Source organism: Pseudarthrobacter sulfonivorans (genome assembly GCF_014712225.1).
Lineage (GTDB): Bacteria > Actinomycetota > Actinomycetes > Actinomycetales > Micrococcaceae > Arthrobacter > Arthrobacter sulfonivorans.
In genome coordinates this window covers 97,013-112,434 of record NZ_JACXBW010000004.1, presented here as the reverse complement: position 1 = coordinate 112,434, position 15,422 = coordinate 97,013, and the positions used below count along the sequence as shown (strand labels likewise).

Annotated in this window: 9 protein-coding genes; 4 read left to right on the top strand and 5 right to left on the bottom strand. The window is 66.1% G+C overall.

Annotated features, from left to right (window positions below; translation table 11 throughout):
- Nucleotides 1-54: 54 nt before the first annotated feature.
- From IAQ70_RS06805 to IAQ70_RS06785, 5 genes are all read right to left on the bottom strand, one after another.
- Nucleotides 55-6,177 (bottom strand): Ig-like domain-containing protein, encoded by a 6,123-nt coding sequence (locus IAQ70_RS06805; protein WP_190988557.1) that lies wholly within the window; start codon nucleotides 6,175-6,177, stop codon nucleotides 55-57.
- Nucleotides 6,178-6,402: 225 nt separating this feature from the next.
- The gene (locus tag IAQ70_RS06800) at nucleotides 6,403-7,515 is read right to left on the bottom strand and encodes an adenylate/guanylate cyclase domain-containing protein (protein ID WP_190988556.1); all 1,113 of its coding nucleotides are present in this window, start codon (nucleotides 7,513-7,515) and stop codon (nucleotides 6,403-6,405) included.
- Nucleotides 7,505-8,104: a PH domain-containing protein gene (locus IAQ70_RS06795; protein WP_190988555.1), complete on the bottom strand. Its 600-nt coding sequence runs from the start codon at nucleotides 8,102-8,104 to the stop codon at nucleotides 7,505-7,507. The genes IAQ70_RS06800 and IAQ70_RS06795 overlap by 11 nt, the downstream gene beginning before the upstream one ends.
- The gene (locus IAQ70_RS06790; RefSeq protein ID WP_190988554.1) at nucleotides 8,097-9,005 is read right to left on the bottom strand and encodes a biotin--[acetyl-CoA-carboxylase] ligase; all 909 of its coding nucleotides are present in this window, start codon (nucleotides 9,003-9,005) and stop codon (nucleotides 8,097-8,099) included. The genes IAQ70_RS06795 and IAQ70_RS06790 overlap by 8 nt, the downstream gene beginning before the upstream one ends.
- A 108-nt stretch (nucleotides 9,006-9,113) precedes the next feature.
- The gene (locus IAQ70_RS06785) at nucleotides 9,114-10,031 is read right to left on the bottom strand and encodes an SDR family oxidoreductase (RefSeq protein WP_190988553.1); all 918 of its coding nucleotides are present in this window, start codon (nucleotides 10,029-10,031) and stop codon (nucleotides 9,114-9,116) included.
- A gap of 240 nt (nucleotides 10,032-10,271) precedes the next feature.
- Here IAQ70_RS06785 and IAQ70_RS06780 point away from each other — a divergent pair, with 240 nt between their 5' ends.
- The 4 genes from IAQ70_RS06780 to IAQ70_RS06765 all read left to right on the top strand — a co-directional run bounded on the left by IAQ70_RS06780 (nucleotide 10,272) and on the right by IAQ70_RS06765 (nucleotide 15,405).
- Nucleotides 10,272-11,855: an acyl-CoA carboxylase subunit beta gene (locus IAQ70_RS06780; RefSeq protein WP_190988552.1), complete on the top strand. Its 1,584-nt coding sequence runs from the start codon at nucleotides 10,272-10,274 to the stop codon at nucleotides 11,853-11,855.
- Complete coding sequence (locus IAQ70_RS06775) at nucleotides 11,852-12,094, top strand: acyl-CoA carboxylase subunit epsilon (RefSeq protein WP_317983603.1); 243 nt, start codon at nucleotides 11,852-11,854, stop codon at nucleotides 12,092-12,094. The genes IAQ70_RS06780 and IAQ70_RS06775 overlap by 4 nt, the downstream gene beginning before the upstream one ends.
- Before the next feature lie 9 nt (nucleotides 12,095-12,103).
- On the top strand, nucleotides 12,104-13,819 hold the full coding sequence (locus IAQ70_RS06770) for a DUF885 domain-containing protein (protein WP_190988551.1): 1,716 nt from the start codon (nucleotides 12,104-12,106) through the stop codon (nucleotides 13,817-13,819).
- 122 nt (nucleotides 13,820-13,941) lie between these two features.
- Complete coding sequence (locus tag IAQ70_RS06765; RefSeq protein ID WP_190988550.1) at nucleotides 13,942-15,405, top strand: dicarboxylate/amino acid:cation symporter; 1,464 nt, start codon at nucleotides 13,942-13,944, stop codon at nucleotides 15,403-15,405.
- Nucleotides 15,406-15,422 lie beyond the last annotated feature (17 nt).

Below are 15,422 nucleotides of genomic sequence, written 5' to 3'. Positions count from 1 at the left end.
GCTTGTGGTGCTGGAGTCGTATGGCGGCGAACCCCGGGGGCGGGGCTGTCCGGCTTAGCGCTTGGGCATTCCGTTTGGCGGGTTGCCGGGGTGGTTGGTGGTATCGCTGCGGACGTAGTTCCCTGACGCGGCACCGCTGGTCAGGTGGTACCAGATGCCGGAAGGATTCTCCGAGGTCTTGTACCAGACCACGTAGAAGTCCGAATCAGCTGCCTGGTTCGCGGGCATCCACTTGCCTCCGCCGACGCAGGAGGACGGGTTGCCCTGCCGGAAACTGTCTGTTCCGTATCCCGGCTCGGTGCAGCTGCGCACCGGTGTAGCGGTGATAGACCACGACGTCGGGACCGGCGGCGGCGGCGCGGCCCCGCTGCGGGAGGTGTCGCTGCCGATCCTGCCGGGCTGGTTTGCGCTGACCGCGCGGACCTCCAGCGTGTGGGTTTCGCTGTAGCCGACGCTCTTGGAGAAGGACCGCTGGCCGGTGTCCTGCCACGTGCCGTTGTCCAGGCTGTACTGGTATCCGGTTACGGCGCGGCCGTTGCCGCTTGGCTGGTTCCAGCTCCAGGAGACCGTCTTGTCGCCGACGCCGCCGCTGCCGCTTCCCGTCACGGTCGGAGCGAAAGCGAGCCCGTAGGGGTTGACGCTGTTTGATGCCGGGCTTGCGTCACCTGCCGTTGAGCTGCGGGACGAGACGGCCCAGACGACGACGGCGGTGTCGGTGCCGTTGGCGGCTGCCACGACTCCCCCGCCGGCAGGAATGCTTCCGCTGCCGCCGCCGGAGGTCAGCCGGTACATGTACGAGATCTCGTTTGCCGTCGATCCGTTACGCTGCGCGTCGGTCAGCTGCGTGAACCGGACATCGATCTTTCCGCCGTCGGCGTTGGTGCCGACGAGGGTGGCCGACGGCGTTCCCACCATGGCGGGCTTGCCCACCGCACGCACGGCCGCGGATTGCGCGCTCGTCCCGGAGGTCCCCGCCTTGTTGGTGGCTGACACGGTGAAGGTGTAGCCCGATTCGGAGTTGTCCACCGTGACGTTCTGCGAGGTGCCCGCGACCTGTTGGGATGACACTACAGCCCCTCCCCTCAGGGTGGTCAGGGTATACGCGGACACTGCGTCACCGTTGTTGTTCGGCGCCGTCCAGGACACCTTAAGCTGGCTCTGGGGACCCACCGAAGGGGCCGCCGTCGCTGACGGGGCAGCCGGCGTCGCCGGCACGCCGGCAGGCACTTCAGCTGCCGAATACGCGCTCCACTCGGACGGTTCCTTGGCGTCATTCCGGGCCAGGACACGCACCTTGTAGGACACCCCGTTCTGGAGTCCCTTCCAGACGTAGCTGACAGCGGTCAGGTTCTGGACCTGGGCGTTCTGGCCTGCCGGGGCCGGCGAAATCTCCAGGTCGTACGACTTGACCGGTGATCCCTTGCTGGCCGGGGCCACCCAGTTCACCGCGAGCTGCTTGTCGCCGAACTTCAGCGTCGGCGCCAGGGGCGTGTCCGGTTTGACGTCCGGCCTGACCTCCGCCGAGGCGGGTGAGCGGTCAGACTCGCCGAACTCGTTGGTGGCCGTGACCTCGAACGTGTACTTGGTGTTGTTGACCAGTCCGGTCAGCGTGCAGGTGTTGGCCGGGCAGTCCTGCCTGAAGCCGGCGCCGTACACCGTGTACTTGGTGATCGGTGAGCCGCGGTCGGCGGGCGCGCTCCACGTCAGCAGTGCCGTCTGGTCCCCGACACTCTGCGCCTGCGGTGTGGTGGGTGCCAACGGCTTGTCCTTGACGGTCAACCGGATCCGGGCGGTGGCCTGCCTCGAGGCTTCCTGCGTTTTATCGGCCACCGTGTAGGAGACCACCATTGACCCGCTGAACCCCGGTGCCGGGGTCACCGTAACTGCATCGCCGGAGACCTCCACATTGCCGCTGCCGGTTTCGGCAGTGGCGGCGATGATTTTCAATGCAGTTTCAGGGAAGGGGTTGGCGTCGTTGGCGAGGACCCTGACTGTCACCGGCTTACCGGCGGCGGCGTTGGGCTCGAGGTCGTCATTGGCGACCGGTTTGGGCCGGTTGGAGGCGATGACGGACAGCTGGTAGGTGGCGGTCGCTTCCAGTCCGCGCGGATCCGTCGCCTTGACCTGAACGGCCCCCGAGGTGCCGGTGGCGGTTGATCCGTCCACCGAGGTCTTGAGGATCTTGCCGTCCATGCGGGCATTGAAGCTGGCAGGGCTGCCGCCCACCAGTTCGTACTTCATGTTGTCCACGTCGTTACGGTCAGGGTCCGAGGTCAGCCGGCTCAGGTCCAGGTCGGCGGACTCCCCCTTCGGAACCTCAACTTTCGCGCCCAGGAGTTCGGGCGGGTTGTTGCGGTTCGGGTCCGGCAGCACCTTCGTGCGGACGCTGAGGGTGGACTTCAGGCCTGCAGGATCGTCAACGGCGGTGCCGTCGGTCACTTCAAAACTCAGCGAGCCGGGCCCCACATAGTCCACGCCGGCGGAGTACTTCAGCGAGGTTCCGTCGCCCGAAACGGGGTTGCTGCCGTCCGAGCCGATGAGCTTGATTCGGTCTGTTTGGGTCAGGCGGGGTGACCGTCCCTCACGGACCTTCACCCAGTCCTTGAGGTCAACGTTCACGGACTGCCCCGAGATGACCTCGATGACCTCGTCCTTGGCGAGGGTGGGGACCTGCTGCCCCAGGCCCGGCACCCAAATGATGGCGGTGGATTTTTGGCCGTCCACGTCTTCGACGAAGTACGGGATCAGCTGCGGCTGTTCGGTGAGCTCCACGATCATGTTGCCGTCGGCCCCGGGGCGTGCGGTGACGGCCTCGGTGCTGATTTTGAGGTTCTCACCCACGCCGTCGGGATCTTCGTCGTTTTTGAGGACGGGCACGTCCACGGCAGTCTTTCCCATGGCCTGGGCGGACGTCACCCGGTCGTCGCGGGCAATGGGCGCCTTCAGGGGAACCTCGTTGTCGACCACCACGCGGATGGTGGCCTGGGCGGATGCCCCCCGGTCATCGGCGATGGCGTAGCGGACGTTGACGGTCCCGGCCGCGTTGGGGGCCAGCAGAATGATGCGCCCGCTGGTCTTGCTGACGGTGGCCTGGAGGGCGGGGTCAGCCTCGATGCCGTCCGTGAGGATGCGGATGAGGTCGCCGTCGGGGTCAGTGTCGTTGCCGGTGGCGTCGACGGCGATCTGCCGTCCCGGCCGGACCTTCACCTCGTCATCGACCGGGGTGGGGTTCTGGTTGGTTTCGCCCCGCGGGGCGATGCCGACCGTCACGGTGCCGGTGTTGACGGCGCCCTGCCGGTCCACCACCTTATAGCGGAACGTGTCGGTTCCGGCGCCGTCGCCGGCCGCGGTGAAGTCAATGAAGTTGCTGCCCACGGTGGCGGTTCCCATGGCCGGGGTGCTGTCAATGCCGGTCAGCTGCACGGAGTCGCCGTCGGGATCGATTCCGTCCAGGGGTACCGGTATCCGCACTGTGCCGGCGGCCACCACCCGGGCGGTGAGGTTCCGGGGCTGCGGCCGGGAATTCTCGGCGCCTTCCAGCGGAAGGATGTGGATGGTGACAGCAGCGGCGCTCTTCTGCCCCTGCGGGTCCACGGCGTTATAGATGGCCCGGACCGTTTTGGGCTGGGCGCCGGCGATGAACCGGACGGTGTTTTCGGAGACGAAACTCTTGCCGTCCAGTTCATCCACGGCCTGCGGCAGGACGGGGTCAACGGTCAGTTGCTGGCCCTGCGGGTGGGTGTCGTTTTCCAGCACCGGAATGGTGACGACGTCGTTGACCCGGACGTTTACTTCGTCGGGTTTGGGCTGGGGTGCTTCGACGACGGCGGGAGCCGGGACCGGGACCACGGCGACACTGCCGGTGGCCGACTTCCTGCCGTTGGACATGGTGTATTCGAAGCGGAAGGGCTCCTTGGTGCCCAAGACATCGGTGATGCGCAGGACGCTGTGGTCGATCACGCTCACGGACGCTGTGGTGTTCTCCGGAAGCTTCACGGATTGCAGGACCAGCACGCCGCCGGACGGGTCCGAGTCATTCGCCAGCGGGTCCAGGAGGACGCTGCCGCCGGTTGGCATCAAGGCAACATCGTGGACGGCGACGGGATCGCCGGCGTCGTTGCCGGACTCCACGTCAACGCGGATCAGTCCCTGGCTGCTTTGCGGCCCGTTGCTGGCGATGTAGGTCAGGTAGACCGGGCCGGGGGTGGTGCTGCGGAACGTGAAGGTTCCGCCGTCGGTGACGGGACCCAGTTCGGCGGGACCGTTGGCCTCCACCTGGGCCAGGCGGAGGGCACCGCCGTTGGGATCAACGTCGTTCTTCAGGGGTGAGATCACCAGGTCCTGCCCCACCACAGCAGTGACGTGATCGGCGTTGACCACCGGCGCGAGGGCACCTGGCGGCTGGACGTTGATCACGACTTTTCCCGTGACCGTGGCGCGGCCGTCCCAGATGGTGACTTCGACGTTCTTCTTTCCGGCGGTGGCGCCGGAGTCCTGGAACGTCAGCAGGCCGTCGCGGCGGACTTTGACCTGGTCCTGGTCGTTGTCTGCCTTGGCGTCCATCAGGACGAGGTCGTCACCGTCGGGATCGGTCCAGTCGGTGAGGATGTTCTGGCTGACGGACTTGCCCTGTTCCACGAGCATCGTGGTGGCGTCACCGCCGCGTTTGAAGGCCGGGGGGCGGTTTTCGTCGTCCCCCACCACGTTGAGGGTGACCTGTCCGCCGGCGGAAAGCCCCCGGCCGTCGGCAGCGTTGTAGTTGAACGTTTCGGTGCCGGGCCTGGCGTCAGCGGGCACGGAGATCTGGAATGCCGTGCCGCCGTAAATGCTCTGGAGGGTTCCGGCTTTGGGTCCGGAGTCGCCGACGGCGGCGGTCAGGACGTCGCCGTCGGGATCGGAGTCGTTGTCCAGGACGCTGAGGATGGTGGTGCGGCCGGGACGGACACCGACGGCGTCCGGTTTTGTTTCCGGCGGCCGGTTGGGTTTGGTGCGGTCCGGCAGGACGTTGATGGTGTTGTTGTCCGCCGATTCCTGGTCCTGCTCGTCGGATTCGTTCTTGGGCGGCACAACGTCGTCCCAGTTGTTCACGAGCTGCATGTTCTGGTTCACCAGCCACACGTTCCCGGAGTTCACATCGTTCAGGACCACCAGGTCCCGGTTCACCCGGAACGCGTACGACGGCGACGCACTTGCCTTGGGCACGTCCACGTTCTTATCGTCGGCATCATTGGTGCAGTCACGCACATACTTGTTCGCCCCGGACCACGCCGCATGCACGCACCCGCCCAGCTGCACCGGCGCAGCCGGCACGCCCTCGCCGTCGAAGGACACTGTTTTGGCAGTGGAACCGTCGAGGGGCTGCTTCAGCAGCGCCTTCCGGGTGGAGATGGCGACAAAGTCACTCGCAGGACCGCCCTGCTGCAGCTTCGCATCCCGCGCATTGTCCAGCTGCAGCCGCTTGCCGCCGGGCAGGAACAGGCTCCCCGCCGCAGCGTCCAGCACCACCGGTTTGTCCCCCACCACCGTGATCTGCAGATCACCTGCACCCTTAAGCTCACCCCAGGTGCTGGTATCCGAGGCCACCACGTCACCGTTGGCGTCCACGGCGGTCACGGTGACCACGCCGGATTTCGGATCCGCCGAGTACACCCGGTCATCGGCACCGACCGCGGACACCAGACCCTCCGAACCGACCATCACCGGTTCGGAAGATTCCTGGTCAAATCCATTCACGGTGGAAGGCGAGAGGGCCCAGACCTTTCCGGCGGCCGGATCCGTCACCGAGATCACGCCGGCACCAAAGCTTACGTCCGCGGAGCCAGGCAGCTGCTTGTCCCCGCCCAGGCGCATGTTCGCAGGGGAGACCTGGTTCAGCGTTGAACCCGTGGCATCATCCACAAACACATTCCCGGCGTTCTGCAGGATGTCAAAGGTGGTGCTCGCCGGGGTCACCGCACCGTCGAGCACCCGCGACGGATAATTCAGCCGGCCCACGGCGTTATTGGACTTACTGACAACCCACACCCCGCCGTCGTTCAATTCCACTTCAGTGGTCTTAAACCCCGGATAGATGATCGCACTGGCAACCAGCACGGCACCCGCGGCAGCAAAAGCCGATCCGGTGACCATCTTGTTGTGGCGTCTCTTGAGACCAAGCTTCCCCAGCAGAGTTGTCACAGCTCTTCTATTCCCCTGAAATTTGTCGCGGCCCCCCGGCCACACCGTCCAAAGACCCGGTACCGGGCTCTCTGTTCCCGCGTTAGCCTACCGAAGCGGGGCTGGGGTCGCGATGGGTAGCGCTCCCCCTGTGCAGTGGACGCGGGCGGCCACAACGTCCGACTATAGCGTGATACGCCAACAACTGGATAAATCCGCGGGTCGGCACAAGGCAGGCGATTGACGCTAGTCGACTACCAGGCCCCTGCCTTCACCGCGCGCCAACAGCACAGGGTGGATTTCGCCGAAGCCGCGGACGTTTTCGGCGGGCTGCGGAACCAGGACAAAGCGTTCGTCATGATCCAGCGCCGAAGCCGTCATGGAGTCAATCAGGACCGTCCCCGGATCAGCAAGGGTGGTGAGCCGGGCAGCCAGGTTGACCGTGGGCCCGTAAATGTCACCCAGCCGGGAGAGGATCCTGCCCCAGACCATTGCCACCCTCGCTTCAGGGAGGATCTCATCCTCGGTGAAGGCCCGGGACAGTGCCAGTGAGATTTCGGCCCCGGCTGCCGGTGTTTCGGCGATGTAGAGGACTTCGTCGCCCACGGTCTTGACCAGCCGGCCACCGCCCACGGAGATGATCTCAGCGCATTTGTTCTCGAAGCGCTGGACCAGTCGGGCGAGGGTCTTTTCGTTCATCCGGCGGGAGAGGCTTGTGTAGGACACGAGGTCGGCGAACCCGACGGCACGTGCCAGCGGCAGCGGCGCATCGTCTTCGTCGCCTTCGCGGCCCTCTTCGCTCGCCTGCAGTCCGGCTTCGGCGCGGACGGCGAGCCGTTGGATGCCGGCGTTGAGCTGCCGCCGCCACGAGTAGAGAAGCATGTGCTCCAGCGCGTCGAGCAGCGCCGGCATTTCGTTGACCAGGCGTTTGCGGGCCACAGCGTCCGTCACGCCCTGCTCGTGGACCATGTCCTCAACCAGGGCCTCGATCTGCCAAACCACCATCCGGTCAGTCATCTGGCCGATGGCTCGGGTGACCGAGATTGCGGCCTCTTCGGTCAGGACTCCGGAGCGGACCAGGTCCACCACCGTGGACAGCGCGGCCTGGTCCCGTTCGGTGAACGCAACATCTTCGTCTCCGAAGTTCGGGAAGCCCAGCGCGCGCCAGAGCTTCCGCGCGGACAGGAGCGACAACCCTGCCCCGGCAGCCACCTCACGGCGGCGCAGCTTGCGTTCGCCGCCCAACAGCTTGGCCTCGAGCGCTTTGGCGGCCAGCCGTTCAGCGGACAGTGCACCCGTTGGCGGGTGGGCACTTTCGGCTGCGCGGGCCGGAAGGTCCTGCTGGTCCTCATCGTTCATCGTGTCCACCTTCTCTCAACTCCCACGGCAGTTCGTCATCGGCATATTCCGGCAGTTCATCGGTCTCCGGATCCCTGCCCGCAGGCAGTTCAGCCATGGCATCCAGCACAAAGTCCCGAAACCGTGCCGCTTCCGGGACATCCTGGATGGTCACCACGCTTTGGTATCCGGTTTCCAAGGATATATTCCCGGAGCGCAATATGCGCTGCCACACCGACTGGTGGACCGTCACGTTGCGGACCGAGCCGAGATTGACCTGTTCATCCCGGCGCCGCACCATGCCGTAGCGGGCAACAATCCTCCGGCTGGTGAGTATGTAACGGGTTCCCTGCCAGCGCAGCAGCGGCGGCAGGCAATATGCCAACCATATCCACACGGCGGCCAGGGCGCATGCGAGGGCGATCCACGGTGCCCAATCCGCGGAGATGGCCGGCATTAACCGGGCGGCCTCGCCCCGCAGGGTCCAGGCGCTCGCGAAGGCAGCGGCGGCCGGTGCGGCAATGAAGGCTGCGGCCGGCCCGGCCAGTCTCCTCGGCTGCGGACGCGTGATGGTGATGACCTGTTCGCCCGGCACGAGGCCTTTACGCATAACCACCTTCGGTGTCCTGGCCGGGCGGGGTCCAGGGACGCAGATGCACCACATCACCGGCGGTCACTACATGTTCCCGGGCGTCCTGGTCCACCACGAGGAGCGAACCATACTCGTCCAGCCTGGTTGCATGGCCGATGATCTCGTGGTCTCCCGGCAGCTGCGCGCGCACCTGCCTGCCCAGCGTGACCATCACCGACTCCACGCGCTTGTGGAGGGAAGGTCCACCGGCCAACCCGGCGGTGGGGTCGCCGTCGGCATTGCAGAAGCTGCGGTAGAGCCGGGCGAAGTGTGCCAGGTAGCTCTTGAGCAGCTGGGTCCGGTCATCGGTCAGCGGCTGCTCAAGCGCCACGGAGGTGGCTGTGGGCACCGGCAGTTCTGCCGCCGTCAATGTCACGTTGAGGCCGGTCCCGAGGACCACAGCCGGCACTGAGCCGTCGCCCAGGGGGCCCATTTGGGCCAGTATCCCGGCGATCTTGCGGCCGCGGACCAGGACATCGTTGGGCCACTTGAGCTCAGCGGGGATGCCGGCCGTCTCCAGCAGCGTCTCGCGGAGGGCCAGCGCGGCAAGCAGCGACAGCCACGAATAAGTGTGAGTGGGCAGGGGCCTGCCCTCAGCGTTCATGGGCCGCAGGACGATGGAAACGGACACCGAACTCAGCGGCGGCGCCTCCCAGCTCCGGTCCAGCCTGCCCCGGGCTGCGGTCTGGTACTCGGCCGTCAGCACCGACAAGTCAGGCCACTCCTTTGGCTCAACGGCCACTGCCCGCAGGAGGTCCGCGTTGGTGGATCCGGTGGAGTCCACCACCACCATTTTCGCGATGCCGGTGGCGGCCAGGAAATCCGGGTCCGCCAGGGCCCCGCGGTTCAACGGACTTCCCGGGGTTTGTGAGTCAGCCATACTTGAATCCTATCGACTCACAGGCCTCCGGCGGCTGTTCCGGCCAGCACATGACCCCAGGCACATGACTTCACGCACCTGACGCCAGGCACCTGACCGGGATGTGCTTTAGAGGAAAAGGTCCGGCACGAGCTGTTCCTCGGCTGCTCCGAGACTGTAGGGCCGGAAGTCGGTGACTCCTGCCGCCGCCAGCACCTGCTCGTCCGTGTAGAAGTTCCCGCTGGAGGCACCCCTGCCGGCGGGCGACGATCCGGCGGCCGAAGCGCCGGCGAGATTGCCGCCGGTCAGGATCGCGTGGGCGGCATCCGCCATGATCTGCGGTCCACGGGCAGCCTGCACCATGGCCCGGCCGCCGGGCATGTTCCGGATCGCCGCGGTGTCGATCAGCGTGCACGGCCACAGGGAGTTGACTTTGATCCCGTCCGCCTTGAGTTCCTCGGCCAGGCCCAGGGTGGTCAGGCTCATGCCGTATTTGGCCATCGTGTAAGCAAGGTGCCTGCCGGCCCATTTGGGGTCCAGGTTCAGGGGCGGCGAGAGGGTCAGGATGTGGGCGTTGTCCGATCTACGCAGCGCCGGCAGCGCCAGCTTGGACAGCAGGAACGTTCCGCGAACGTTGATGTCCTGCATCAGGTCGTAGCGCTTCATCTCGACGTCGTCCGTGGTGGACAGATCGATTGCGGAGGCATTGTTCAGGACCACATCGATACCGCCGAAACGCTCGACGGCGGCCGTCACGGCGGCTGCCACGTCCTCGTCGCGGCGCACGTCCCCCACGATGGCAAGTGCCTGGCCGCCGGCGGCCTCAACCTGTTCCGCCGCGCTGTGGACAGTGCCGGCGAGTGTGGCATGGGGCGCGCCGGTCTTGGCCAACAAGACCACGTTTGCGCCGTCCCGGGCAGCACGGGTGGCAATGGCCAAGCCGATGCCGCGGCTGCCACCGGACATCAAAATGGTGCGGCCCCGAAGGGAGCCGGTGGGCTGGTACGGCGTGATGGCGGCGGACCTTGCGTCATTGCTGGAAGTCATGGGCTCCACTGTAGTCCAGATATGTTACTGGTCAGTAACATACTGCTTGATGGGCGGATGTGCCACAAAATTGTAGGTTTTCTACAGCCGTCCTCCGCAAAAGCGTCATTAGACTAGCCAGCAGGGTTCGTCCTTTGTGCGGAAGCTACTTAAATCCCGCCATCAGACCTGCCCCGCCAGCACCGAGACGCAGCACCATTTTGTTACAGCACCAATCTGCTACAGAGCCGGAGACACTTGATGAGCCACGACCTGACCACGACAGCGGGAAAAATCGCCGACTTCCGCGACCGCCAGGCCCGTGCAGAGCAGCCCTCCGGCCCCGAAGCCATCGAGAAGCAGCATGCCCGCGGCAAGAACACCGCCCGCGAGCGCATCGACCTCCTCCTCGATGAGGGATCCTTTGTGGAGCTTGACGCCCTGGCGGTGCACCGCTCCACCGCCTTCGGGATGGAAAAGAAAAAGCCCCTCGGAGACGGCCTGGTTTCCGGTTACGGCACTGTGGACGGGCGCCCGGTGGCCGTCTACAGCCAGGATTTCTCCGTCTACGGCGGGTCCCTCAGCCAGGTCAACGGCGAAAAAATCGTCAAGGTCCAGGAATTCGCCCTGCGCAACGGCTGCCCCGTGGTGGGCATCCTCGACGGCGGCGGTGCGCGGATCCAGGAAGGCGTGGCCTCCCTGGCCATGTTCGCGGACATCTTCCGCAACAACGTCCACGCCTCCGGTGTGGTCCCGCAGATCTCCCTCATCATGGGACCGTCCGCCGGCGGCGCCGCGTACTCCCCCGCGCTCACGGACTATGTGGTGATGGTGGACAAGACCTCGCACATGTTCATTACCGGTCCCGACGTCATCAAGACCGTCACGGGCGAGGACGTGGACATGGAAACGCTCGGCGGCGCACGGCAGCACAATGCCAACACGGGCACATCCACCTACCTTGCCTCCGACGAGGCCGACGCGATCGGGTTTGTCCGCGAACTGCTGGACTTCCTGCCGTCCAACAACCTTGCCGAGGCCCCGGTGCTGGAGCACCAGCAGGAACTGGAGCCCGACGACGACGACCTCGCCCTCGATGCCCTCGTGCCGGACTCCGCGAACCAGCCGTATGACATGCGCACCGTCATCGAGCAGATCGTGGATGACGCGCATTTCCTGGAGATGCAGTCCCTCTATGCCCCCAACGTGATCATCGGCTACGGCCGCGTTGAGGGACACACTGTGGGGATCGTCGCCAACCAGCCGCTGCAGTTCGCCGGCACGCTGGACATTGCCGCCTCCGAGAAGGCTGCCCGCTTCGTCCGGAACTGCGACGCGTTCAACATCCCCATCATCACCCTGGTGGACGTGCCGGGCTTCCTGCCCGGCAAGGACCAGGAGTTCCAGGGCATCATCCGCCGCGGCGCCAAACTGCTTTACGCCTACGCGGAAGCCACCGTCCCCAAGCTGACCGTCATCACGCGCAAGGCCTACGGCGGGGCGTACATCGTGATGGGCTCCAAGAAGCTCGGCGCGGACCTTAACCTCGCCTGGCCCACTGCCCAGATCGGCGTGATGGGCGCACAGGGTGCGGTCAACATCCTCTACCGCCGCGAACTGGTCGCCGTTGCCGAAAGCGGCGGGGATGTCGAAGGCCGCCGCGCCGAGGTCATCCGGCAGTACGAAGAAGAGCTGCTGAACCCCTACCAGGCTGCGGAGCTTGGCTACGTGGACGCAGTCATCGCCCCGTCCGAGACGAGGATCCAGATCATCAGGGGGCTGCGCGCCCTTCGTGACAAGCGGGCCAGCCTGCCCGCCAAGAAGCACGGGAACATCCCGCTGTGATCCCCAACCACCCCCTAACCTCGCAAGGCCCCGCCGAGGCTGCCCCGCCGCTGTTCTCCGTGGTCAAGGGCGAACCGTCGGCCGAGGAGCTCGCGGCGCTGACCGCCGTCGTGCTTTCCCTCGGCGTCACGGACGCGCCGGGCACCGGGAAGCCCCACCTCCGGCACTGGATGCGCCGGCAGCAGTTGCGGCTCGCGCCCACGCCGGGTCCCGGCGAGTGGAGGCGAAGCCGGGGATAAGCTCGTGGGGTGACTACCGAAGCCCCGTCTGCTGTCCGTCCGCCTTCCGCCATCGATGCCGTGGCGGATGCCTACACCGACACGCTCATCCGGTTGAATCCGTCCTTTGCCACGGAGCTCGGGCTGCCCGGGCACGAGACCGAGTACCCCGACTTCTCCCCTGCCGGCACCGCCGAATTCGCGGCGGAGGCAGCCAAGGCGCTGGCGGCCCTGGACGGCCTGGCACCCGGGGACGACGTGGACGCCGTCACGCTGGACGCCATGCGGGAGCGTTTGGGACTGCAGCTCGAAATCCATGGGTCCGGCTGGGACGCGGCTGACCTGAACAACATCGCTTCGCCCGCGCAGGACATCCGGTCCATTTTTGACCTGATGCCCACTGACACGGCCGGGCAGTGGGAGCACATCGCCGGCCGCGCCCTGAATGTTCCGGGCGCTATCGCGGGCTACATCGATTCGCTTCGCCACGCCAAGGACGCGGGGAAAGTGTCGGCCGCCCGCCAGGTCTCCGCCGTCATCGAACAGGCCACCAAATACGCCGCCGGGGACGGCTTCTTCGCGAAGCTCGCCGCCGGGGCACGGACTGCTGACGGTCCGCTTGGCACCGCAGTGCAGGAAAAGCTCGACGCCGGTGCTGCCGCTGCGCGCGGCGCCTACCAGCAGCTCGCGGACTTCCTCACCACGGAGCTGCTGCCCGTGGCACCGGAGAAGGACGCCGTCGGCCGGGAACGCTACTCACTGGCCTCGCGCTCCTTCCTCGGCGCCGCCGTCGACCTCGAAGAGACCTACGCGTGGGGCGTCCGGGAACTGGACCGGCTGATCGCCGAGCAGGAGAAGGTCGCGTCCGTCATCAAGCCGGGGGCCGGCATTGCGGAGGCGAAAGACGTCCTCAACAACGATCCCGCGCGCCAGCTAAAGGGCACTGAAGCCCTCAAGGCCTGGATGCAGGAACTCTCCGACAAAGCCGTGGCCGACCTTGCCGGGGTGCACTTCGAGATTCCCGCTGTCATGAAGAAGCTGGAATGCCTGATCGCCCCCACTGACGAAGGCGGTATCTATTACACCGGACCCTCCGACGACTTCAGCCGGCCAGGCAGGATGTGGTGGTCCGTCCCCGCCGGTGAAGACACGTTCACCACCTGGGCCGAGACCACCACCGTCTTCCACGAGGGCGTCCCCGGCCACCACCTCCAGGTAGCCACCGCCACCTACCGGCGGGAACTGCTCAACAAGTGGCGGCGGAACGTCTGCTGGACCTCCGGACATGGTGAAGGCTGGGCCCTGTACGCCGAAAAGCTAATGCAGGAACTCGGCTACCTGGCCGACCCCGGTGACCGCATGGGCATGTTGGATGCCCAGAGGATGCGCGCGGCACGCGTGGTGTTCGACATCGGCGTCCACCTCGAACTCGACGTCCCTGAACGCTGGGGCACCGGCACGTGGACGCCGGACAAAGGCTTCGACTTCCTCAAGGAAAACCTGGCCATCAGCGAAGGCCAGCTCAACTTCGAATTCACCCGCTACCTCGGCTGGCCCGGCCAGGCCCCCTCCTACAAAGTAGGGCAGCGCCTCTGGGAACAGATCCGCGCCGACCTCGAAGCCAGGCCGGGCTTCGACCTCAAGGCCTTCCACACCAAGGCCCTGAACATCGGCTCGGTCGGACTGGATACGCTCCGTCGGGCACTGCTCAACGAGAGATCTTTGCCACACGGGTTGCGGGAATAACTTCACAATTGCCTTGTATGACGCCGGATGCGCGGATTTGTGGGCCCGGACGGGAATGTGTCGGCGTAACATTTCTCAACATCCGTTGGCCGTGATAAGGGCTGCGGACCTAGCGTGTTCTGGTGAGCACTCAAACCCGCACCCCCGAATCCTCAGGAAAGACCGGCTTCCAGCTGCCCAAATGGGCTGGCTCGTTCGGCTTCCAGATCATCGCCGCCCTGATTGTGGGCCTTGGCCTCGGCCTGCTGGCCAAGTACACGGGCAGCACGAAGACCGAGCCCAACGGCCTCGGCGCCACGCTGCAGACCATCGGCTCCAGCTACATCTCGCTGCTGCAGACCGCCGTGGTCCCGCTGATCTTCACGGCAGTGGTCAGCTCCATCTCCAACCTGCGCCAGGTATCCAACGCCGCCAAGCTGGCTTGGAACACCCTGCTGTGGTTCGCCATCACGTCGCTGATCGCGGTCCTGATCGGCATCGGCCTTGGTGTGTTCCTGCAGCCGGGCGCGAACACCGGCATCACCCAGGAAGCCAAGTACGCCGGCAAAACCGGCGACTGGTGGTCCTTCCTGATCGGCCTGTTCCCCAAGAACTTCCTCGGCCTCGGGGCCAGCTCCACGGTGACCGAGAGCGCCAACGCCGCCACGACCGTGAGCACCTCCGTCAGCTTCAACGTGCTCCAGATCCTGGTCATCGCCATCGCCGTGGGCGTCGCCGCCCTCAAGGTGGGCAAGGCCGCGGAGCCCTTCCTGAACCTCAACGCTTCCGCGCTGGCCGTTATCCAGAAGGTCCTGTGGTGGATCATCCGGATCGCGCCCCTCGGCACGGTCGGCCTGATCGGCAACGCCGTGGCCGTCTACGGCTGGGACACCATCGGCGCACTCGGCAAGTTCACCTTCGCCATCTACGTCGGCCTGGCCCTGGTGATGTTTGTTGTCTACCCGGTTCTGGTCCGCACCCACGGGCTCTCCGTCAAGCAGTACTTCTCCGGCGTGTGGCCGGCAGTGCAGCTGGCCTTCGTGTCCCGCTCGTCCATCGGAACCCTGCCGCTGACCCAGCGGGTCACCGAACGCAACCTGGGCGTTCCGCGTGCGTACGCCTCCTTCGCCGTGCCCCTGGGCGCCACCACGAAGATGGACGGCTGCGCCGCGATCTACCCCGCCATCTCGGCCATCTTTGTGGCCCAGTTCTTCGGCATCCAGCTCGATTTCACCCAGTACGTGCTGATCGCCCTGGTTTCCGTCCTCGGCTCCGCCGCTACGGCCGGCACCACCGGCGCCGTGGTGATGCTCACCCTGACGCTCTCCACGCTGGGACTGCCGCTGGCCGGCGTCGGCCTCCTGCTGGCCGTCGACCCCATCCTCGATATGGGCCGCACCGCGCTCAACGTCGCGGGCCAGGCGCTCGTCCCCGCCATCGTGTCCAAGCGCCAGGGCATCCTTGACGAGGCGCTCTACAACGCGCCCCGCAACGGCAACCCGTTCGCGGATGACGACGCCGACTCCGCCACCGCGGATCCTTCCGCCGCCGCCCGGGGTACTGACCCGGCCGACGCCGTACGGGAACTGGCCGGCGCAAAGGCCTAATACCGCCGCCTCAAAGA